The sequence below is a fragment of the Lactobacillus sp. M0390 genome, from assembly GCF_016102085.1.
Taxonomy (GTDB): domain Bacteria; phylum Bacillota; class Bacilli; order Lactobacillales; family Lactobacillaceae; genus Lactobacillus; species Lactobacillus apis.
In genome coordinates this window covers 509,903-527,078 of sequence record NZ_JACFPH010000001.1, presented here as the reverse complement: position 1 = coordinate 527,078, position 17,176 = coordinate 509,903, and the positions used below count along the sequence as shown (strand labels likewise).

Below are 17,176 nucleotides of genomic sequence, written 5' to 3'. Positions count from 1 at the left end.
GCATTATAGCAATAAAGGTAAACTTTTTGAATAAGGAGCCATCTCTTTCACTATGCAACGTCTTTGGATCACTGGGTACCGAAATTATGAGTTAAATACTTTCGGTGATAAGGACCCTAAAATCAAGTTAATTAAATTACTAATAGAAAAGCGGTTAATCGATTTGCTAGAAAACGATCAGCTTGACTGGCTAATTACTGGGGCTAATCTAGGAATCGAGCAGTGGGCTTGCGAAGTCGCAATTAGCTTAAGAGAAAAATACCCGTTGCATGTTTCAATCATTATTCCATATGAAGAATTTGCTAATCGTTGGAATGAGGCAAACCAAAACAAATTTTTAACTCTTAAGAGTCAAGTTGACTTTTTTGCAGCTACTTCTAATAAGCCATATCAAAGCCCAGTTCAGTTGCGAAACTATCAAAATTTCATGTTATTGCATACTGATGGAGCGATGATGATTTACGATCCTGAAACCCCAGGCAAACCTAAGTTCGATTATACCGCAATTAAAAACTTTCAGGAAGAAAACGATTATCCTTTAGAATTAATTGACTTTTATGATTTGCAAGATTTTGCGGAAGAATATCAATCGGACCATGATGAAAGCAATTTTATCAACTAAATATAAAACTTTTTCTAAGCTTAGCTTTTTAGTTTTAAGAAAGAGGGCTTTTTGCTAGAATAAAAGAGGAATATTAAAGGAGCTTTTATTCATGGCAGATTTAAATGATATCAAACTATCCACTCAGGATATTTTAAAAAAACAATTTAGAACAAAAGTTAAGGGAATTGATCCGGATGAAGTCGATGCTTTTTTGGATCAAGTGATTGCTGATTACGACACATTTGAACAAATCATTGAAGACTTGTACGGTCAGATTGGTAAACTGCAAGGTGAATTAATGAATAATCAGCCAAAGGAGACTCCCGCTGATTTGCAGAAAACAAGACGAATTACGCCAATTCATTCTGATGATACGGTTAAAACATATAACCCAAGTCAAAGCAGTGATGCGTTTAATTCACTTAGCGACGATTCACAAACAGAGAATTCAACAAATATGGCAATAATTCAACGAATTTCAGCCCTAGAACGTAAAGTTTACAACCTTGAGCAACGAGTTTATGGGTTACAAAAAGAGTAAGCTCTGTTATAATTTTTAATAGTGCAAATTTTGAGCAGTCGCGGTTTGACTTTTTAAGTCAGGCTGAGGAAAGTCCACGCACACACAAGCTGCGATGCTTGTAGTGATCGTATTTAGCCCAATAAGCTAAAGGATTTTAAACAATTACGGCGAAAAAAATGCTAAGTTAGTAATAATATGCATGAATATTCTGAAAAGTGCCACAGTGACGAAGCTTGAGTGGAAACACTCTTGGTGGAACGAGGTAAACCCTGCGAGTGTGCAACCCAAATTTGGTGGGGGCGTCTCAACCAAAAGGAAATGAACTAAATGGTTGGATTGCTTTTTAGCAAAGATAGATGGCTGCTGAAGGTAATTATGCCAAAATTACTGGAACAGAACGTGGCTTATAGAAATTTGCATGGCAGCGCTGAGCTTTTCAAAGGGCTCAGCGCTTTTTTTAAACGAAAGAGTTAATAAATGAAAAAATATCAACTATATACAACAATGGGTGCTGGCTTTGAAAGCGTAGTAGCAAAAGAATTACAATCACTTGGCTATGAAACACGTACTGAAAATGGTCGTGTCTTTTTTGAAGGTGACCAATCTGACATAGTTAAAACTAACTTATGGCTAAGAACTGCTGATCGGGTTAAAATTTTACTTAAAGAGTTCAAAGCAACTGATTTTGATACTATTTACAATCAAGTTTATGACATTGACTGGGCAGAATTACTGCCTGTTGATGCAAAGTTCCCTGTTCAAGGTCGTTCAGTTCGTTCTAAACTACATTCGGAGCCAGGTATCCAATCAATTGTAAAAAAAGCGATTGTTAATAAAATGTCTGATCAGTACCATCGCCGTGGCTTTTTACCTGAAACAGGTAGTGAATATCCTTTGGACATTCATATCTATAAAGATCTTGCTCGAATTTCTCTTGATACCACTGGCGCAAGTTTATTCAAGCGCGGCTATCGTATTGAGCACGGTGGAGCTCCTTTAAAAGAAAATTTTGCAGCTTCTTTAATTAAGTTAACTCCTTATGATGGAACGCATCCCTTGATTGATCCAATGACTGGATCTGGTACCTTAGCAATTGAAGCAGCCTTAATTGGCCGAAACATTGCTCCTGGAACTTGGCGAAAATTTGCTTTTGATGATTTTGATTGGTTTGATCCTGATTTACATGATGATTTTTTAGAACAAGCAAGGTCAGAGGTTAAAACCCTTGACCAACCAATTTGGGCTTGTGATATAGACCAATCAATTTTAGAAATCGCCAAATTGAACGCTAATAATGCAGGGGTTTTACAGGATATTTATTTCAAGCAAGTAGCTGTTAAAGATTTTGCAACTGATTTAGAAAATGGTGTAATTATTGCTAATCCGCCATACGGTAAGCGTCTTAAAGAGAAAAAGACTGCCGAAGAGCTTTATGTTCAAATGGGAGAAGCACTTTCTAAGTACGATGACTTTAGCCAATACTATTTAGTGGGTGATCCAGAGTTTGAACAATTTTTCGGAAAAACTGCTACAAAGAAACGTAAGTTATTCAACGGAAATTTACGTGTTGACTTTTATCAATATTGGGCTAAGAAAAAATGATTACTGACAGATTAAATGATGAATTTTGGATTATAACCGACACTCACTTAATCGCAGATTCTTTGCATGATGGTGGGGAAGCTTTTAGAAACATCCAGAAAACAAGTCAAGGTAAGGACTTAGATTACCAGGAAATTGCCTTACGTGCTTTTTGTAAGATGGCAAACGAAAAAAAGCCAGCAGCAATTATTGTTACTGGTGATGTTACTTTCAACGGTGAACTAATTTCTGCACAAAAGTTTCAAGAGATATTTAGCTCCTTAACTGACACCAAGCTCCTAGTTGTACCCGGAAACCATGATATTTATGATGGCTGGGCGCGAGAATTTAAAAAAGATCAACAACTGTACACTGAACAAATTAGTCCTGTAAACTGGCGCAAAGTTTTTAATAGTTCTTATGAATGTGCATTAAAAAGAGATCATCATTCTCTAGCTTATTGTGTCCAGTTTAATCCTGACTATTTGTTTTTCATGTTAGATTCTAATATCTATGGTCAACATGAGGCAATCGGTGCACCATCTACAGCTGGTCAAATTAACGAAGAACAATTAGTCTGGTTGGGAAAGCAGTTAGATTTTGCAAAAGTTCATCATTTAAAACCTGTTTTATTTATGCATCATAATCTGTACGCTCATAATCCTGCAGTAAATCAAGGCTTTGTTTTAAATAATGCTCCGTTTATTCGGCAATTATGTAAGGAATATGATGTTAAAGCGGCTTTTTCTGGTCATATTCATGCTCAAAACATCGTTGATCCACAATTTCCAACGCCAACTACTGAAATTGTAACTTCAAGCTTCTGCTCTTATGACCAAGCTTACGGTGTTGTCAAAATCACACCAGATTCCCTTCAATATGAACGGCGTATTTTTAATATGACACCATATTTAACTACTGAAGAACAAAAAAATCCTACTTTAATGAATTTTCATCATTATTTAAAGGAAATTCAACTTCATAATTTAACGAATAATTCTAGTCAAAAGGATGACACCACAAACAATTCCGCGCTACTTCAAAAAGTGGATCACTTATTCATTGAAATGAATTATAACTACTTTACAGGGCATAACCACATTAGCCAAAGTGACTTGGCCAAACTTTATTCGTCATCAGAATTTAAGCTTTTGGTTACCCAGCGACCACGTTTTTCCAAGTATTTAAAGACGCTGTATGATACTACTGATCATAGTAATTTACAGGTGCAAATAGATTATTAAGAGAGATATTAATGAAAAAACACCATTTTATTATTTTAGGAAGAGTCGGCATTATTTACTATAGCTGGCTGCTAATTGTTCTTTTCACAACCTTAACGCTAGCTTATGAAAGCACAAAAGCAGTAAATTGGCCTGCAATTTGTTTTGGAATTATCTTTTTACTACTAGTAATCTATACTTACTTAGCTTCATATTGGACTAAAATGATTTTAAAACTTCCATTTAAAAAGAAAATCAACTGTCAGGTTGCCCCAAAGTTACGCTACACTTGGCAGTTCTTCAATGTCTATGAAATTAAGATTTCTACTTTGCAAACATACTATCTGTTAGGAATTAGTAAGTTTAATTAACAGGAATATTAAGTTTTACTATCGTTACCAATAAGCGAATAATATTAAGCAAAATTTGTTATAATTAGTATTAAGTTATTAAAAAGGTGGGACCTAAATTCTAATATGAAAAGACTGAAAGCATTTTAAACATTAACAATTAAATTTTTATATATAGAAAGGGGCATGCGCAATGAAATCAGACATTCAAATTGCTCAAGATGCTCAAGCATTACCTATCAAAGAAATCGCTGCAAAAATCGGCTTAAATGAAAACGATATTGAACCATATGGCAATGATAAAGCCAAAATCAATTGGAAAGCTATCAATAAAACAATGGCAAATGATCATTTAGGTAAATTGGTCCTAGTGACATCTATTTCACCAACACCTGCTGGCGAAGGTAAGTCAACTATGACAATCGGCTTAGGTGATGCTATCAATAATCAATTACACAAGAAAACTGTAATTGCCTTACGTGAACCCTCAATGGGACCAGTTTTTGGTTTAAAGGGTGGAGCTACTGGTGGTGGCCAAGCTCAAGTCATTCCAATGGAAGACATTAACCTTCACTTTACTGGTGATATGCATGCCTTGACGTCTGCAATTGATACTTTAGCTTCCCTAGTTGACAACTATATTTATCAAGGAAATGAACTAAACCTTGATCCGGATCGTATTTTGCTTAAGCGTGGAATTGACGTAAACGATCGTAGCTTGCGTAATATTACAATTGGCCAAGGTTCAAAATTTAACGGTGTTGAACATAAATCAAGTTTTGCAATCACGGTTGCAAATGAATTAATGGCCATTTTGTGTTTAGCAACTGACATCAACGACTTGAAGAAACGTATCGGTTTAATGCTAGTTGGTTACACTAAAGATGATCAGCCAGTTTACGTAAAAGATCTTCATTTCGAAGGCGCAATTGCTGCACTGCTATCTAATGCTCTTAAGCCTAACTTAGTTCAAACAATCGAGCACACACCTGCACTTGTTCATGGTGGTCCTTTTGCCAACATTGCTCATGGAGCTAATACCGTGATGGCAACAAACTTGGCTCTGCACTTAAGTGATTACACATTAACTGAAGCAGGCTTTGGTAGTGATTTGGGCGGACAAAAGTTTATGGACTTTGTTTCAAAGCACTTAGAAAAGATGCCAGACGCTAGCGTTGTTGTCGCAACTGTTCGTGCTCTAAAATATCAAGCAGAAGGTTCAACAGACAATCTAGACAAAGAAAATCTTGATGCTTTACGCGAAGGCTTTAAAAATCTAGAACGTCATATGAACAACATGCGAAACTACAATGTACCTGTAATTGTTTTGATTAATCGATTCGCTACGGATACAGAAAAAGAGCTTGAATTGTTGCAAGACCTTGTTAAAGAACAAGGAATCGATGCAATAGTAGTTGACTATCATGAAGAAGGCTCTAAAGGCGGTGTAGAAGCAGCTCAAGCAGTTATTGACTTAGCAAACTCAAACCAAGCCAACCTGCAATCAACATACAACGATGATGATCCAGTGAAAACTAAGATTGAAAAAGTAGCACAAAAGATCTACCACGCAAGTAACGTTGAATACACCGAAAAAGCTGAACGTGATATTCACGAATTAGAAAAAATGGGGAAGGACAAATTACCCGTTATCATTGCTAAAACACAATATTCGTTTACTGATAATCAAAAATTGTTGGGCGCTCCGACTGATTTCACTTTGCATGTCAAAGGTGCAAGTTTGAAGAATGGTGCAGGTTTTATCGTGATTACTACTGGACATGTTTTAGATATGCCAGGATTACCAAAACATCCAGCAGCACTTGATATTGACGTTGACAATAACGGTAAAATTAGCGGGTTATTCTAAGTTTAAAGTATGAGTTTTTTATACCTTATTATTACTGCGGTTGTCGTTAGCGGCGATCAAGTTCTTAAGCATTTTATCGCCACTAATTATGAAGTCGGTGAAGTCCATCAGATTATTCCTGGCATTCTATCTTTTAATTATCTTCAAAATAGTGGAGCAGCTTGGAATATTCTGACCGGTCAAATGTGGCTCTTTTACATTATCAGTGCCATTGCGATTTTCGTATGCCTTTACTATCTATTTAAAGCCAATGTTCATAGCAAATTATTTAAGTTTGGTATTGCTTTGGTTTTAGGTGGTATTATTGGCAACTTGATTGACCGTATTCATTTGAAATATGTTATAGACATGATTCAAGTCGATTTCATTCACTTTAATATTTTTAATCTTGCGGATTCTGCAATTACTGTTGGTATTGTTCTGGTATTTATTTACCTACTCTTTTTTGATGAAAGTGATAAAAACTAATGCCTGAAAGATATGAATTAGAAGTTGCAAACGAAAATGAACGTTTAGATAAGTTTATTGCTGAAAAAATAAGCACATTATCACGCACACGAATCAAGGAACTTGTTAAAGACAACCATATTCTTGTAAACGGCGTTAACGAAAAAGTTTCGTATAAAGTTCAACAAGGCGATCATATCGTTGTCAATGTTCCTGCACTGAAACCATTATCAATTGATCCGGAAAATATCCCATTGGACATTGTTTATGAAGATGAAGACGTTATAGTGGTTAATAAGCCGCAAGGCATGGTCGTTCATCCTTCAGCGGGACATCCCGATCATACATTAGTCAATGCATTGTTGTTCCATACCAAAGATTTAGCAGCTAGTCCTGAAGGTTTTAGACCTGGGATAGTTCATCGAATTGATAAGGATACTTCAGGCTTATTAATGATTGCTAAAAATGCTCAGGCACGTGAGTGTTTAGAAGAACAATTAGCGCACAAAACAAATAAACGTTTATATCTTGCAATTGTTCATGGTAATTTTGGTGAAAATTCAGGCTTAGTTGATGCTCCAATTGGTAGAGATCATTTTAATCGAAAGAAAATGGCTGTAACTGAAACTGGTAAAAATGCTGTTACTCATTTTACGGTTTTAGAACAATTTCAAAATTATAGTTTGATTCAATGTCAACTTGAAACTGGAAGGACACACCAAATTAGGGTTCATTTAGCGTATATTGGGCACCCAGTAGCAGGCGATCCGTTGTATGGACCGCATCATACCTTAAAAGGGCATGGTCAATTTTTACATGCTGCAGTCTTAGGCTTTAATCATCCTAAAACAAATCAGTGGCTAGAATTCAAAGTTGATCCTCCAAAAATTTTTACTCAGAAACTAACCGAACTAAGAGAAACTAAGTGATTAAATGAAGCGATTTTTAATTCTTGAAGATGGTAGTTCATTTGCTGGAGAAGGCTTTGGCGCCTCAATTATTTCAACTGGTGAATTAGCAATTCAAACGAGCAACTTTGGATATCAAGAAGCGTTAACAGATCCGACCAATGCTGGTAAGATTCTGGTTTTTACTACCCCTATGATTGGTAGTAACGGAATTAATGCCATTGACTATGAGAGTATTAATCCCACAGTAAAAGGCATTATTGTCAACGATGTGGCTAAAAATATTTCTGATAGTGAAAATTTTCAAGATCTTGATTCTTTTTTAAAGGAAAAGAATATTCCTGCAATTTCGAATATTGATACCAGGGCTCTTGTCCATCGCTTAGTTAAAGAAAAAACAATTAAAGCTTCAATTATGGACACTGACGATGAACATGCTTTTGATCAAATCAAAGCCTTAGTTCTACCAAAGAATAAGTCTGCAAGTGTTTCTACTAAAAATCCGTATGCTGTACCAAATGTCGGTAAGACTGTAGCAATCATTGATTTGGGTTTGAAGCATTCAATGCTGCGCGAATTATCTTTGAGAAAAATAAACGCAACCGTTTTACCATATGACGTTTCTGTACCTGATATTAAAAATTTGCGGCCAGACGGTATTATTGTTTCAGGTGGTCCTGGTAAAGTTGAAGAAGTTAGTCCTACTCTTAGCCCTATTTTTGAAGCCTTTTATGGTAAATCTCCATTATGGGGAATTGGCCTAGGCTTTTTGGCGTTGAGTGATTATTTAAATTTTGAACTTGTCAATTTATCCAGAACTTACAATGGAACTAATTTTCCAGTAATTGAGCAACATTCCAACAAAATTTGGCAAACTGCAATGAATATTGACCAGTTAGTCGCACCTGCTAGTATTCAACTAGAACTTAACCAATCATATCTTGATTTACATAGTAATCTAATAGCTGGTTTTAGTAATAAAAAAGAAAAGGTAATAGCTACCGCTTTTAATGCAGAAGGGGCTCCTGGTAGTCTAGATGCACTGGAAATTTTTGACAGTTTTATAAAGATGATGGTGTAATTATGCCTTTAGATAATGATTTAAATAAAGTACTCATCATTGGATCAGGACCCACCTTAATTGGTAGTGTTTCTGAAACCGACATTTTAATTAGTGACGCAATCAAAGCACTAGTTGAAGATGATATTCAGGTTGTTCTGGTAAATCCCAACCCTGCAACAGTTTCAACTGACAAAAAGCCTAAAGTGACAACCTACTTGGAACCTATGACACTGGATTTCTTAAAACGAATTATCCGGATGGAAGAGCCGAGTGCCATTATTTCAGCTTATGGCTCCACGATGGGAATAAAAGTCACACGTGAATTGGTAAGCGATGGCATTCTGAGTCAAATGGGTATTCGGTTACTGACGATTAATGAACAGACTCTTCAAGTTAATACGGAAGAGAAGATGACCGCCTTTTTAACTAAAAACGGAATTTCAGCCAGCAGATACTTAAAATTATCGGGGCTTACAGCAGATGAAATTGAAAAACAACTAACAGAACAAGTTAGATATCCTGTTCTGTTAATTAAAGAAAAGCCATACTTAGACGATAAAAAAATGCTTTTTGGTAATGCGCAAGATATTGCAGACTATCTTAAAGAAGAGCGTCAAAATGAAGATTTTCCTGAAAATCGCTACTATTTAACTGAAGATCTTTCTAATTGGGAAGAAATCATTCTCAATATTATCCGAGATAGTAATGGCAATGTTTTATTTACTAGTTTGGCGGACAATATTGAACCGGTTTCCATTGACTCTGGCGATTCAGCAGCAGTAATGCCTGCTTTAACGCTTAATAATGACCAAGTCCAAACTTTGAGAAAAATCGCCAAAAAAATTTCTGCTAGTTTGAACGTTGTTGGGATTTTAAACATTCATTTTGCTGTCAAACACGATGGTACCAATTTTGCGGTGCGTGTCCTGTCCATTAAACCACGACTAACTCGTAGCGCAATTTGGTCACAAAGAATTGGCTTATATAGTTTAGGTTATGTTGTTTGCAAAGTAGCTATTGGCTACCATCTAAATGAAATCACAGATCCAATGTCTGGACTCAACGCAGCGATTGAGCCAGCACAGGATAAAATAGCAATCAGATTACCATTCTGGTCATTAACTCAGTCCGGCACTAATCATTATCAACTTGGTAGTCAAATGCAAGCCAGTGGGGAAGCAATCGGAATTGGCCAAAATTTTGAATCAGCTTTTCTAAAGGGTTTAGCATCAACCGTTAATGTCAAAATTGCAATTAATGAATTCCGTAAAGAAATAGCAAAAAATGACGCGGACATAATTGAAGATTTACTTCATCCTGATGAACTTCATTTAATTAAGTTATTAGCTGCAATCTCTAAGGGATTTACATACCAGGATTTGCAAAAAATCATCAGCATCCATCCCGTCTATTATCAAAAATTTGAACATCTTGCGCATCTTGGTCGTCAATTAGCCGAAGAAGAAGTTACTGACGACTTGTTAATCGAAGCAAAAAAGAGAGGTTTCCGTAACCTGTTGATTTCAGATTTAACTGGAATCAGCTTAAAAGAAGTAGAGAAGCGAATCAAACGGCTCCAATTAAAGCCAGCTTATTTGCAAATAGACGGTTCAGCTGGTGTTTATGAACCAAAGGTGCATGCTTTTTATAGTGCTTTCGGCGTACAAGATGAATCAATCCAGTTAGATTCAAAAAAGAAAATCCTAATCGTTGGAATGTTGCCTTCACAGGTATCAGTTACTAGTGAATTTGATTACATGGTAAGTCATGCAATAGATACTTTACATAATAATAAATATGACACTGTCATTATTTCCAATAATGACGAATCTGTTGCTACCAGCTATCAAAAAGCTGATAAAGTCTATTTTGAACCTATCACAGTTGAAAATATTGTTCATATTGCCGAGAAAGAAGGGATTAAAGAAGTTCTCCTTCAATTTTCAGGCAAAGAAATTAGTGGCTTAGCAAAAAGATTGATGAACAATGGCTTGAGTATTCTAGGAACGGGAGACGTTAATCCCAAAGATCGAATTGAGCAAGTCTTAAATTCTTCATTAGACTCACTAAGGCAAACCCAAATGATAACTACTTTAGATCAAAAAGCTGGAGAAAAATTTATCGAAGAAAATAATTTTCCACTTTTAATTGGTGGTTTCAATAGCCAAGGTGTAAAGCAAAAATCTGCAGTTGTTTATGATAAACCGGCTTTGGAAAAGTATTTGAATGAAAATCAGTTATCCAAAATTTCATTGTCACATTTTATTGAAGGCAATAAGTATGAAATTACTGCCATATCAGATGGTGAAAATGTTGCTATACCAGGTATTATCGAGCACCTAGAACAAAGTGGTTCTCATGCTTCTGATTCAATTGCTGTGTTTAAGCCACAAAATCTGTCTACACGAGACCAAAAACGTTTGACTGAATATACCACTAACTTAATAAAACAAATTAAACTACGGGGAATTTTTACACTCCATTTCTTAATTGTTAAAGACAATGTTTATTTGTTACAGATAAAGCCATATGCCGGCCACAATGTTGCTTTTTTAACCCAGGCTTTGGGCAAGGACATTACAGCATGTGCTACTGAAGTTTTAACTGGTAAAAACTTAAATGAGCTAGATTATGAACGAGGCTTATGGCACTCCAATAACTTCATTTATGTTAAAATGCCAGTGTTCTCATACATCGACTATCATAGTGAGAACACCTTTGACTCCAAAATGAAATCTTCTGGATCCGTTATGGGACGTGATACTGCACTGTCTAAGGCACTCTATAAAGGATACGAAGCAAGTGGTATTCATATTCCTAGTTTTGGTACAATTTTCATGTCAGTGCGTGATGCCGATAAAAAGAAAATGACTGAGCTTGCTAAACGCTTTTATCAGCTTGGTTTTAAGATAATTGCCACGGAAGGAACAGCTAATTGCTTGGCTGAAGCGGGGATTACTACCGGAGTGGTAAGTAAAATTCATTCGGACTCAAACAGTCTCTTAGACAAAATACGACAACGAAAAATTGTCATGGTAGTTAATATTACCGATTTATCTGATTCAGCTAGCGGAGATGCAACAAGAATTCGCGATGAAGCTTTAAATATTCATATTCCGGTACTTTCAAGTATTGAAACAACAGAATTAATCTTAAGGGTTCTTGAATCATTGTCACTAACCACTCAACCAATTTAAAAACTTAACTTTAAGCAAAAAAGAGGATAAATGATTATCCTCTTTTTTAGTCTATTCTTTTACTTAAAACACGTTCTTCTTCTGGGGTTACCTCTATTGAGTTTTGCCCAGTATAAATTACAAAACCTGGCTTTGCCCCATTTGGCTTCTTTACACGCTTATCTTGAACATAATCAACTTGCACGTGAGCTGAGTTTTTAGCTTTTGAAAAGTAAGCCGCAATTTCAGCTGCTTCCACGATATCTTTATCAGTTGGATCGTCGTCCTGCAAAATGACATGTGAACCTGGAATATTCTTAACGTGAAACCAGATGTCAGTCTTATTTGCCTTCTTTAAAGTTAGCCAATCGTTTTGATAATTGTTTTTACCAACTAAGACTGTTTTTCCAGAAGACAATTTAAACTTATTCAAATTTTGTTCTGATATTTTTTTCTTTCGCTTTTGTTTTTGTGGCTTCTTCAAATAGCCTTGGGCTGTTAGCTCATCTGTAATCTGATCAGTATCTTGCGGTTCAGCATTATCAATTGCAGTTTGTACCGAATCAAAATAGGCTAAATTATCCTGAGCAATTTTAATTTGTTCCTTGACGTGTTTGATTGAATCACGAAGCTTCTTATAACGTGTAAAATACTTTTGGCCATTTCGAGCAGGAGAAAGAGCAGCATCAAGCTTTATCTCAATCGGCTGATTATTTTCGTAATAGTTAGGTAATTCGATTTTCGTCATACCTGGTTTAACCTGATTTAAGTTGGCATTAAGAATTTCTCCTCGAATTCGGTAACCTTCAGAATTTTCAGCCAAATCCAATTGCTTATTTAGTTTACCAATTTTTTTGGTCAACTTTTTTTGCTCATTCTTTACTAGACGCTCTATTTGACCAGATTTTTGCTTAACCCAATCCTGGTTGGCTTGATCAAGATAAAAGTCCTCAAGAGCTTCATTAATGTCCGAATATGAGCGTTCCTTAGTTAAGTCAAGATGGTAGGGGAGGTACGAGAATATTTTTTGTTTATGCTCCGGAGTTTGTAAGATGAATGCTCCGCTTTTATCAAATTGACCGATAAAAGTTGAAAAAGATGAGTAAGAGTAATCATCTTCTAAATAACCGGTTAGTTCATTCCTATCATCACGATCAAGCCCACCAATTTGGCGAGCAAAAGCTAGCGGTTCTTGCTCTGACTTTTGCTTATTAAATTCATCTTCAGTTATCTCAAAGCCATTAACACCAGGATTCAATGGTGGTAGTTCATATTTAGCTTTGGGTAACAACATTCTAGCCCGATTTTCATCAGGGTTAATTCGTTTTAGCAAATCAATAATGTGACCATCATGTTCATTATAGAGAATAACATTACTGTGTCGTCCCATTAACTCAATCGATAAGACTAGTTTAACTTGGTCGCCAAGCTCGTTCCGATTGCTAAAATGCAAGTTTACAATTCGATCTACGCCAACTTGATCAATTCCTTGAAGCACTGATCCTTCAAGATACTTCCTTAACACCATAACAAAAGTAGGTGCCTTATCAGGATTACTTATTGATTGCTTAGTTAAATAGAAGCGTGGATACTGCGCGTTTGCAGAAATAAGTAATTGGTAGTTTTTTCGTTCTTTTCGAAAAGTTAAAACCAGATCCTGATCAAAAGGCTGGTAAATTTTTGAGAGCCTGCCACCAGTTAAAACTGGTTCAATACTCTTTAAAAGACTATGAATAAACAATCCGTCAAATGCCATAATATCACCTCAAAATACGCTTTCTATTATACCAATTATTTACAAATAAGTATCTAAAGAAAGTAGCCTCTACCTGAAAATAAGATACTAATATTACTATATTAACTAATCGATCTTACAAAATTATTTATTGCAAAAAGCAGATATACTGGTAATATAGATTTATGGTTATCGTTGCTACATAACTATAAGCTAAAAATAATATAACAGCTTTTGTAGCAATTTGATTGCTACATATGATTCATTTGTTTCACAACTTGGCATATATCATTCATGCTGATGGTCGTTTTAACAAATTGAATTAACAGGAAATTGTTTTTATTTGTTGCTTTATAAGAAAAAGGTAGTTAGATGGATATTTTATCTTTTAGTACAATTGCAGAAAGTATCAAAAAAGCTATTAGTAAAAAATGTGGCTTAAATCTTTCACAAACGCGCATTCTGCTATATTTTGGCAAGAATAATAATACTGCCCTCAAAATGGGGGACCTTGCTGACAAGCTTAAAATCTCTCTTTCCACATTGAGCAGACAGTTACAACAGAAAAAAACGCTTGAGTTAGTAATTATTACTCGCTCAGAAAATGATTCTAGTAAAACTGTTGTTCTTAATGAAAAAGGGATTGCCAAAATCAAAGAACTCAAAAGTTCTTTAAAAGAGATCGAAGCAAACTTATTTGCTGGTTTTTCTGATAAAGATATCTCAGTTTTTAACAGTATGTTTAATAAACTAGTCAAAAAAGTAGAGAAGAATTCACTCAAATAGAAAGTCGAACCACTTGTTTTTTTATGCTATAATTCATCTATGTTGTACAGATTAGAATCGAAAGGTTATTTAGATGAAAATTGCATTGGTTACTGATAGTACTAGCGTTATTACTAAAAAAGAAGCTGAAGAAAACAATATAGTTGTTGTTCCTATTCCAATTATCATAGGTGGAAAAGAGTACTTGGAAAATATCAATATCACACCTGATCAATTGTTTGAAATGCAAAGACAAGGGGCTGATTTTCCCAAGACTTCTCAACCAAGCATTGGCGATATGATTAAGCTTTTCGATGAATTACATGATGAAGGCTATGAGGCAATCATTGCGATTACTTTATCCAGTGGTATTTCTGGGTTTTATCATACTTTATGCAATATTGCGGAGAATCATCCAAAATATAATCTACATCCAATTGATACAAGAATGACTGTTCGTTTACAAGGTGATTTGGTTTTGGCCACTTCAAGAATGATTAAAAATGGGTTAGATCTCGATACCATTCTTGAACGAGTTGAAAAAATTCGTTCCACAATTGACGAAATTTTTGTTCCTAATGACTTGAATAACCTTAGTAGAGGTGGTCGTTTAAGTAATGCTGGTGCATTTATCGGCTCAATGCTTAATATCAAACCACTGTTAACTTTTAAGGACGGTAATATCGTTGCATTTGAGAAAATTCGCTCAATGAAGCGTGCTTTTTCAAGAATTAAAAAGCTGACCACTCAAAAAATTGATGAATTACCTTATAAAGATAAAATCAAGCTTTTCATTATTGATTCAAATGATAGTGAGCAGGTCAATGAAGCTAGAGAGTGGATAGAGAAAGAGTTCCCTAACCAGAATTATTCTGTCACTACCTTTAGTCCGGTAATTGCTACGCACTTGGGTGAAAAATCGTTTGCAATTGGCTGGATGATTGATATTGATAAGATTGATTTGGGCTAAGTAGAAGCAGCTTATAGGCTGCTTTTTTTGTAACTTGAGGTAAATAAACATGGAAAAAAGAGATCAATTTACTAATTGGGCAATTGAACTTCAAAGTCTTGCTCAAGACGGATTAGCATACGGTCACGACCGTTTTGACCTAGAGCGATATACCAGAATTAGGGAAATTGCTACAGAAATGATGTCTGCTAAGACTGGTTTACCAATAAAACAGGTAAAAGAACTCTTTAGTAGCGATGATGGTTACCAGACTCCAAAATTAGCAGTTCGCGCCGCGATTTTTAATGACGGGAAGATCTTGCTTGTTAAAGAAACGACTGATGAACATTGGTCAATGCCAGGTGGCTGGTGTGATCCTAATTTAACAACGACTGAAAATTGCATCAAAGAAGTTAAGGAGGAAGCTGGACGCGAAGTCGAAATTGAAAAAGTAATTGCGCTAATTGATAAATCCGTTAGTGTTCATAATCAAAAAAGAGTAGAGCGTGCAATTAATTGTTGCAGTGTCTTTTTCCTTTGCAAAGAACTTGGCGGTAAATTCGTTGTAAACACTGAAACGACCGAATATGATTATTTTGACGTTGATCATCTTCCACCATTATCAGTAAATCGTACTACTGCAGATGAAGTAAAAATGTGCTTAAAGGCTGCACATGATCCGCATTGGCAAGTTATTTGTGACTAACATAAAAAAGCTGGATAGTTAATCCAGCTTTTTTTCTCCTTGATTTTTAACATTAGCAATTTCATTTAAAGCATCACGTTGTTTCTTTTGGTCAACATGCGTATATAAGTCTGTTGCTGATGTGCCTTTTTGGCCCAATTGTTGCGCAACGAGCACTTGATCTTTAGTTACCCCATAAAGTTCGGAGGCAAGCGTATGACGCAATTTATGCGGTGTTAACGGATGGCCAAACGCTGCAGAGTATTTATTAACCATTTTTTCAATTGCATTAGTTGTAATTCTCTTAGTTTGACCATGCCATCTGGTAAGGAAAAAGGCATTCTGCTTTTTATCAGCAAAATAACGCTTCTTGCGTATTTCACGATAACTGTTCAAATACTTAATCGTCCACTTTGCAATTGGTACACTGTCGCGTTGACCACCTTTACGGGTTACATCAAGTGAGGCTTTCTTTAAATTGATGTCAGCTAAGTCAATTCCTGCACACTCAGAAACCCTTATTCCAGTTCCTAAAATAAGGGCAATAATTGCCATATCGCGTTCTTTATTGATTTTAAAAGATGGCAGGGCATGCTTGTTGCACTGCTTTTCAAAATTTTTATCAATAAAATCCAAAAACTGATATTTTAAATCACCAGTATACATGTGGGATTCCAAAATATGTGCGCGGTAGTTTAACGTTTTTGTATTGTTAAGTGAGTCAATCTTCAACATAACATTTCTTTCGAAATAAGGCTCACCATTGTTATTGTCGGCTGTGATGGTTAAAAACTTAAATAAAGAGCGCAATGCATTGATTGAACGGTTAATTGTAGTAGGGGAATTTAAATTACCCTGTTGGTTTTTAACATGCCCCAAGTAATTGATATAAAGCATTATGTCGTTACGCTGAAGATTAGCCAAAGTATCAGTAGTAATATGCTGGTTGTCTTCAGCGTCAGATATTCCTTCTTGCCTTAACCAATCAAAAAAACGCCTGATTTCAGTCAAATATTGGTAAGAAGTTGCTAATGAGTGATTGGTACCAAAATTATACTCTTTAACAAAATCAGGCATTTTCTTCAATTCTTCTTCAATAAGGTCTAAGTACTTTTTAGTTTCCACGTAGTTCTCCTAACTATGCTTTTTTATCATTATAAAGCAAAAACGGAATGTATGTTTGTCTTTTTGCTAAAAAGAGTGATTAAAACAACCATTTGAAGCTAATCTCGTATAATAAATTTCTGAATAGAGCAAAAAAGCCTATCTAGATAGCACATTTATTCACCCAATATAT

The 17,176-nt window shown here is 35.5% G+C and carries 15 protein-coding genes and 1 other RNA gene; 14 read left to right on the top strand and 2 right to left on the bottom strand.

Annotation, left to right across the window (positions count from 1 at the left end; all coding sequences use genetic code 11):
- Positions 1 to 52: 52 nt before the first annotated feature.
- The 11 genes from H3R25_RS02525 (at position 53) to H3R25_RS02475 (ending at position 11,766) form a co-directional block, all read left to right on the top strand.
- Positions 53 to 622: a DUF1273 domain-containing protein gene (locus H3R25_RS02525; RefSeq protein WP_198188624.1), complete on the top strand. Its 570-nt coding sequence runs from the start codon at positions 53 to 55 to the stop codon at positions 620 to 622.
- Between the two features lie 91 nt (positions 623 to 713).
- Positions 714 to 1,145: a DivIVA domain-containing protein gene (locus tag H3R25_RS02520; RefSeq protein WP_046306883.1), complete on the top strand. Its 432-nt coding sequence runs from the start codon at positions 714 to 716 to the stop codon at positions 1,143 to 1,145.
- A gap of 26 nt (positions 1,146 to 1,171) precedes the next feature.
- An RNA gene (rnpB, locus tag H3R25_RS02515) (RNase P RNA component class B) lies at positions 1,172 to 1,539 on the top strand.
- Positions 1,540 to 1,604: 65 nt separating this feature from the next.
- Positions 1,605 to 2,729, top strand: coding sequence for a class I SAM-dependent RNA methyltransferase (locus H3R25_RS02510; RefSeq protein ID WP_198194222.1), 1,125 nt, complete (start codon positions 1,605 to 1,607; stop codon positions 2,727 to 2,729).
- Entirely contained in the window at positions 2,726 to 3,952 is a 1,227-nt protein-coding gene (locus H3R25_RS02505; protein ID WP_198194221.1) for a metallophosphoesterase, read from the top strand. The genes H3R25_RS02510 and H3R25_RS02505 overlap by 4 nt, the downstream gene beginning before the upstream one ends.
- An 11-nt stretch (positions 3,953 to 3,963) precedes the next feature.
- Positions 3,964 to 4,302: a hypothetical protein gene (locus H3R25_RS02500; protein WP_046306880.1), complete on the top strand. Its 339-nt coding sequence runs from the start codon at positions 3,964 to 3,966 to the stop codon at positions 4,300 to 4,302.
- Between the two features lie 172 nt (positions 4,303 to 4,474).
- Positions 4,475 to 6,151, top strand: a complete 1,677-nt coding sequence (locus tag H3R25_RS02495; RefSeq protein ID WP_198194220.1) for a formate--tetrahydrofolate ligase — start codon at positions 4,475 to 4,477, stop codon at positions 6,149 to 6,151.
- A 9-nt stretch (positions 6,152 to 6,160) separates the two neighbouring features.
- A complete protein-coding gene (gene lspA, locus H3R25_RS02490; RefSeq protein WP_074425351.1) occupies positions 6,161 to 6,619 on the top strand; it encodes a signal peptidase II in 459 nt (152 codons plus the stop codon).
- Positions 6,619 to 7,527, top strand: coding sequence for an RluA family pseudouridine synthase (locus tag H3R25_RS02485; protein ID WP_198194219.1), 909 nt, complete (start codon positions 6,619 to 6,621; stop codon positions 7,525 to 7,527). The genes lspA and H3R25_RS02485 overlap by 1 nt, the downstream gene beginning before the upstream one ends.
- Positions 7,528 to 7,531: 4 nt before the next feature.
- Positions 7,532 to 8,587 (top strand): carbamoyl phosphate synthase small subunit, encoded by a 1,056-nt coding sequence (locus H3R25_RS02480; RefSeq protein ID WP_198194218.1) that lies wholly within the window; start codon positions 7,532 to 7,534, stop codon positions 8,585 to 8,587.
- A gap of 2 nt (positions 8,588 to 8,589) precedes the next feature.
- On the top strand, positions 8,590 to 11,766 hold the full coding sequence (locus H3R25_RS02475; RefSeq protein WP_198194217.1) for a carbamoyl phosphate synthase large subunit: 3,177 nt from the start codon (positions 8,590 to 8,592) through the stop codon (positions 11,764 to 11,766).
- Positions 11,767 to 11,812: 46 nt separating this feature from the next.
- Here the strand turns inward: H3R25_RS02475 and H3R25_RS02470 are convergent, their stop codons facing one another.
- Positions 11,813 to 13,501: an NFACT family protein gene (locus H3R25_RS02470; protein WP_198194216.1), complete on the bottom strand. Its 1,689-nt coding sequence runs from the start codon at positions 13,499 to 13,501 to the stop codon at positions 11,813 to 11,815.
- A 351-nt stretch (positions 13,502 to 13,852) separates the two neighbouring features.
- Here H3R25_RS02470 and H3R25_RS02465 point away from each other — a divergent pair, with 351 nt between their 5' ends.
- From H3R25_RS02465 to H3R25_RS02455, 3 genes are all read left to right on the top strand, one after another.
- Complete coding sequence (locus tag H3R25_RS02465) at positions 13,853 to 14,266, top strand: MarR family winged helix-turn-helix transcriptional regulator (protein ID WP_187157911.1); 414 nt, start codon at positions 13,853 to 13,855, stop codon at positions 14,264 to 14,266.
- 73 nt (positions 14,267 to 14,339) lie between these two features.
- Positions 14,340 to 15,215 (top strand): DegV family protein, encoded by an 876-nt coding sequence (locus H3R25_RS02460; protein WP_198194215.1) that lies wholly within the window; start codon positions 14,340 to 14,342, stop codon positions 15,213 to 15,215.
- Between the two features lie 49 nt (positions 15,216 to 15,264).
- On the top strand, positions 15,265 to 15,900 hold the full coding sequence (locus H3R25_RS02455; RefSeq protein WP_198194214.1) for an NUDIX hydrolase N-terminal domain-containing protein: 636 nt from the start codon (positions 15,265 to 15,267) through the stop codon (positions 15,898 to 15,900).
- Between the two features lie 18 nt (positions 15,901 to 15,918).
- On the opposite strand, the gene xerS is transcribed toward H3R25_RS02455, so the two are convergent.
- A complete protein-coding gene (gene xerS / locus H3R25_RS02450) occupies positions 15,919 to 17,004 on the bottom strand; it encodes a tyrosine recombinase XerS (RefSeq protein ID WP_198194213.1) in 1,086 nt (361 codons plus the stop codon).
- Positions 17,005 to 17,176 lie beyond the last annotated feature (172 nt).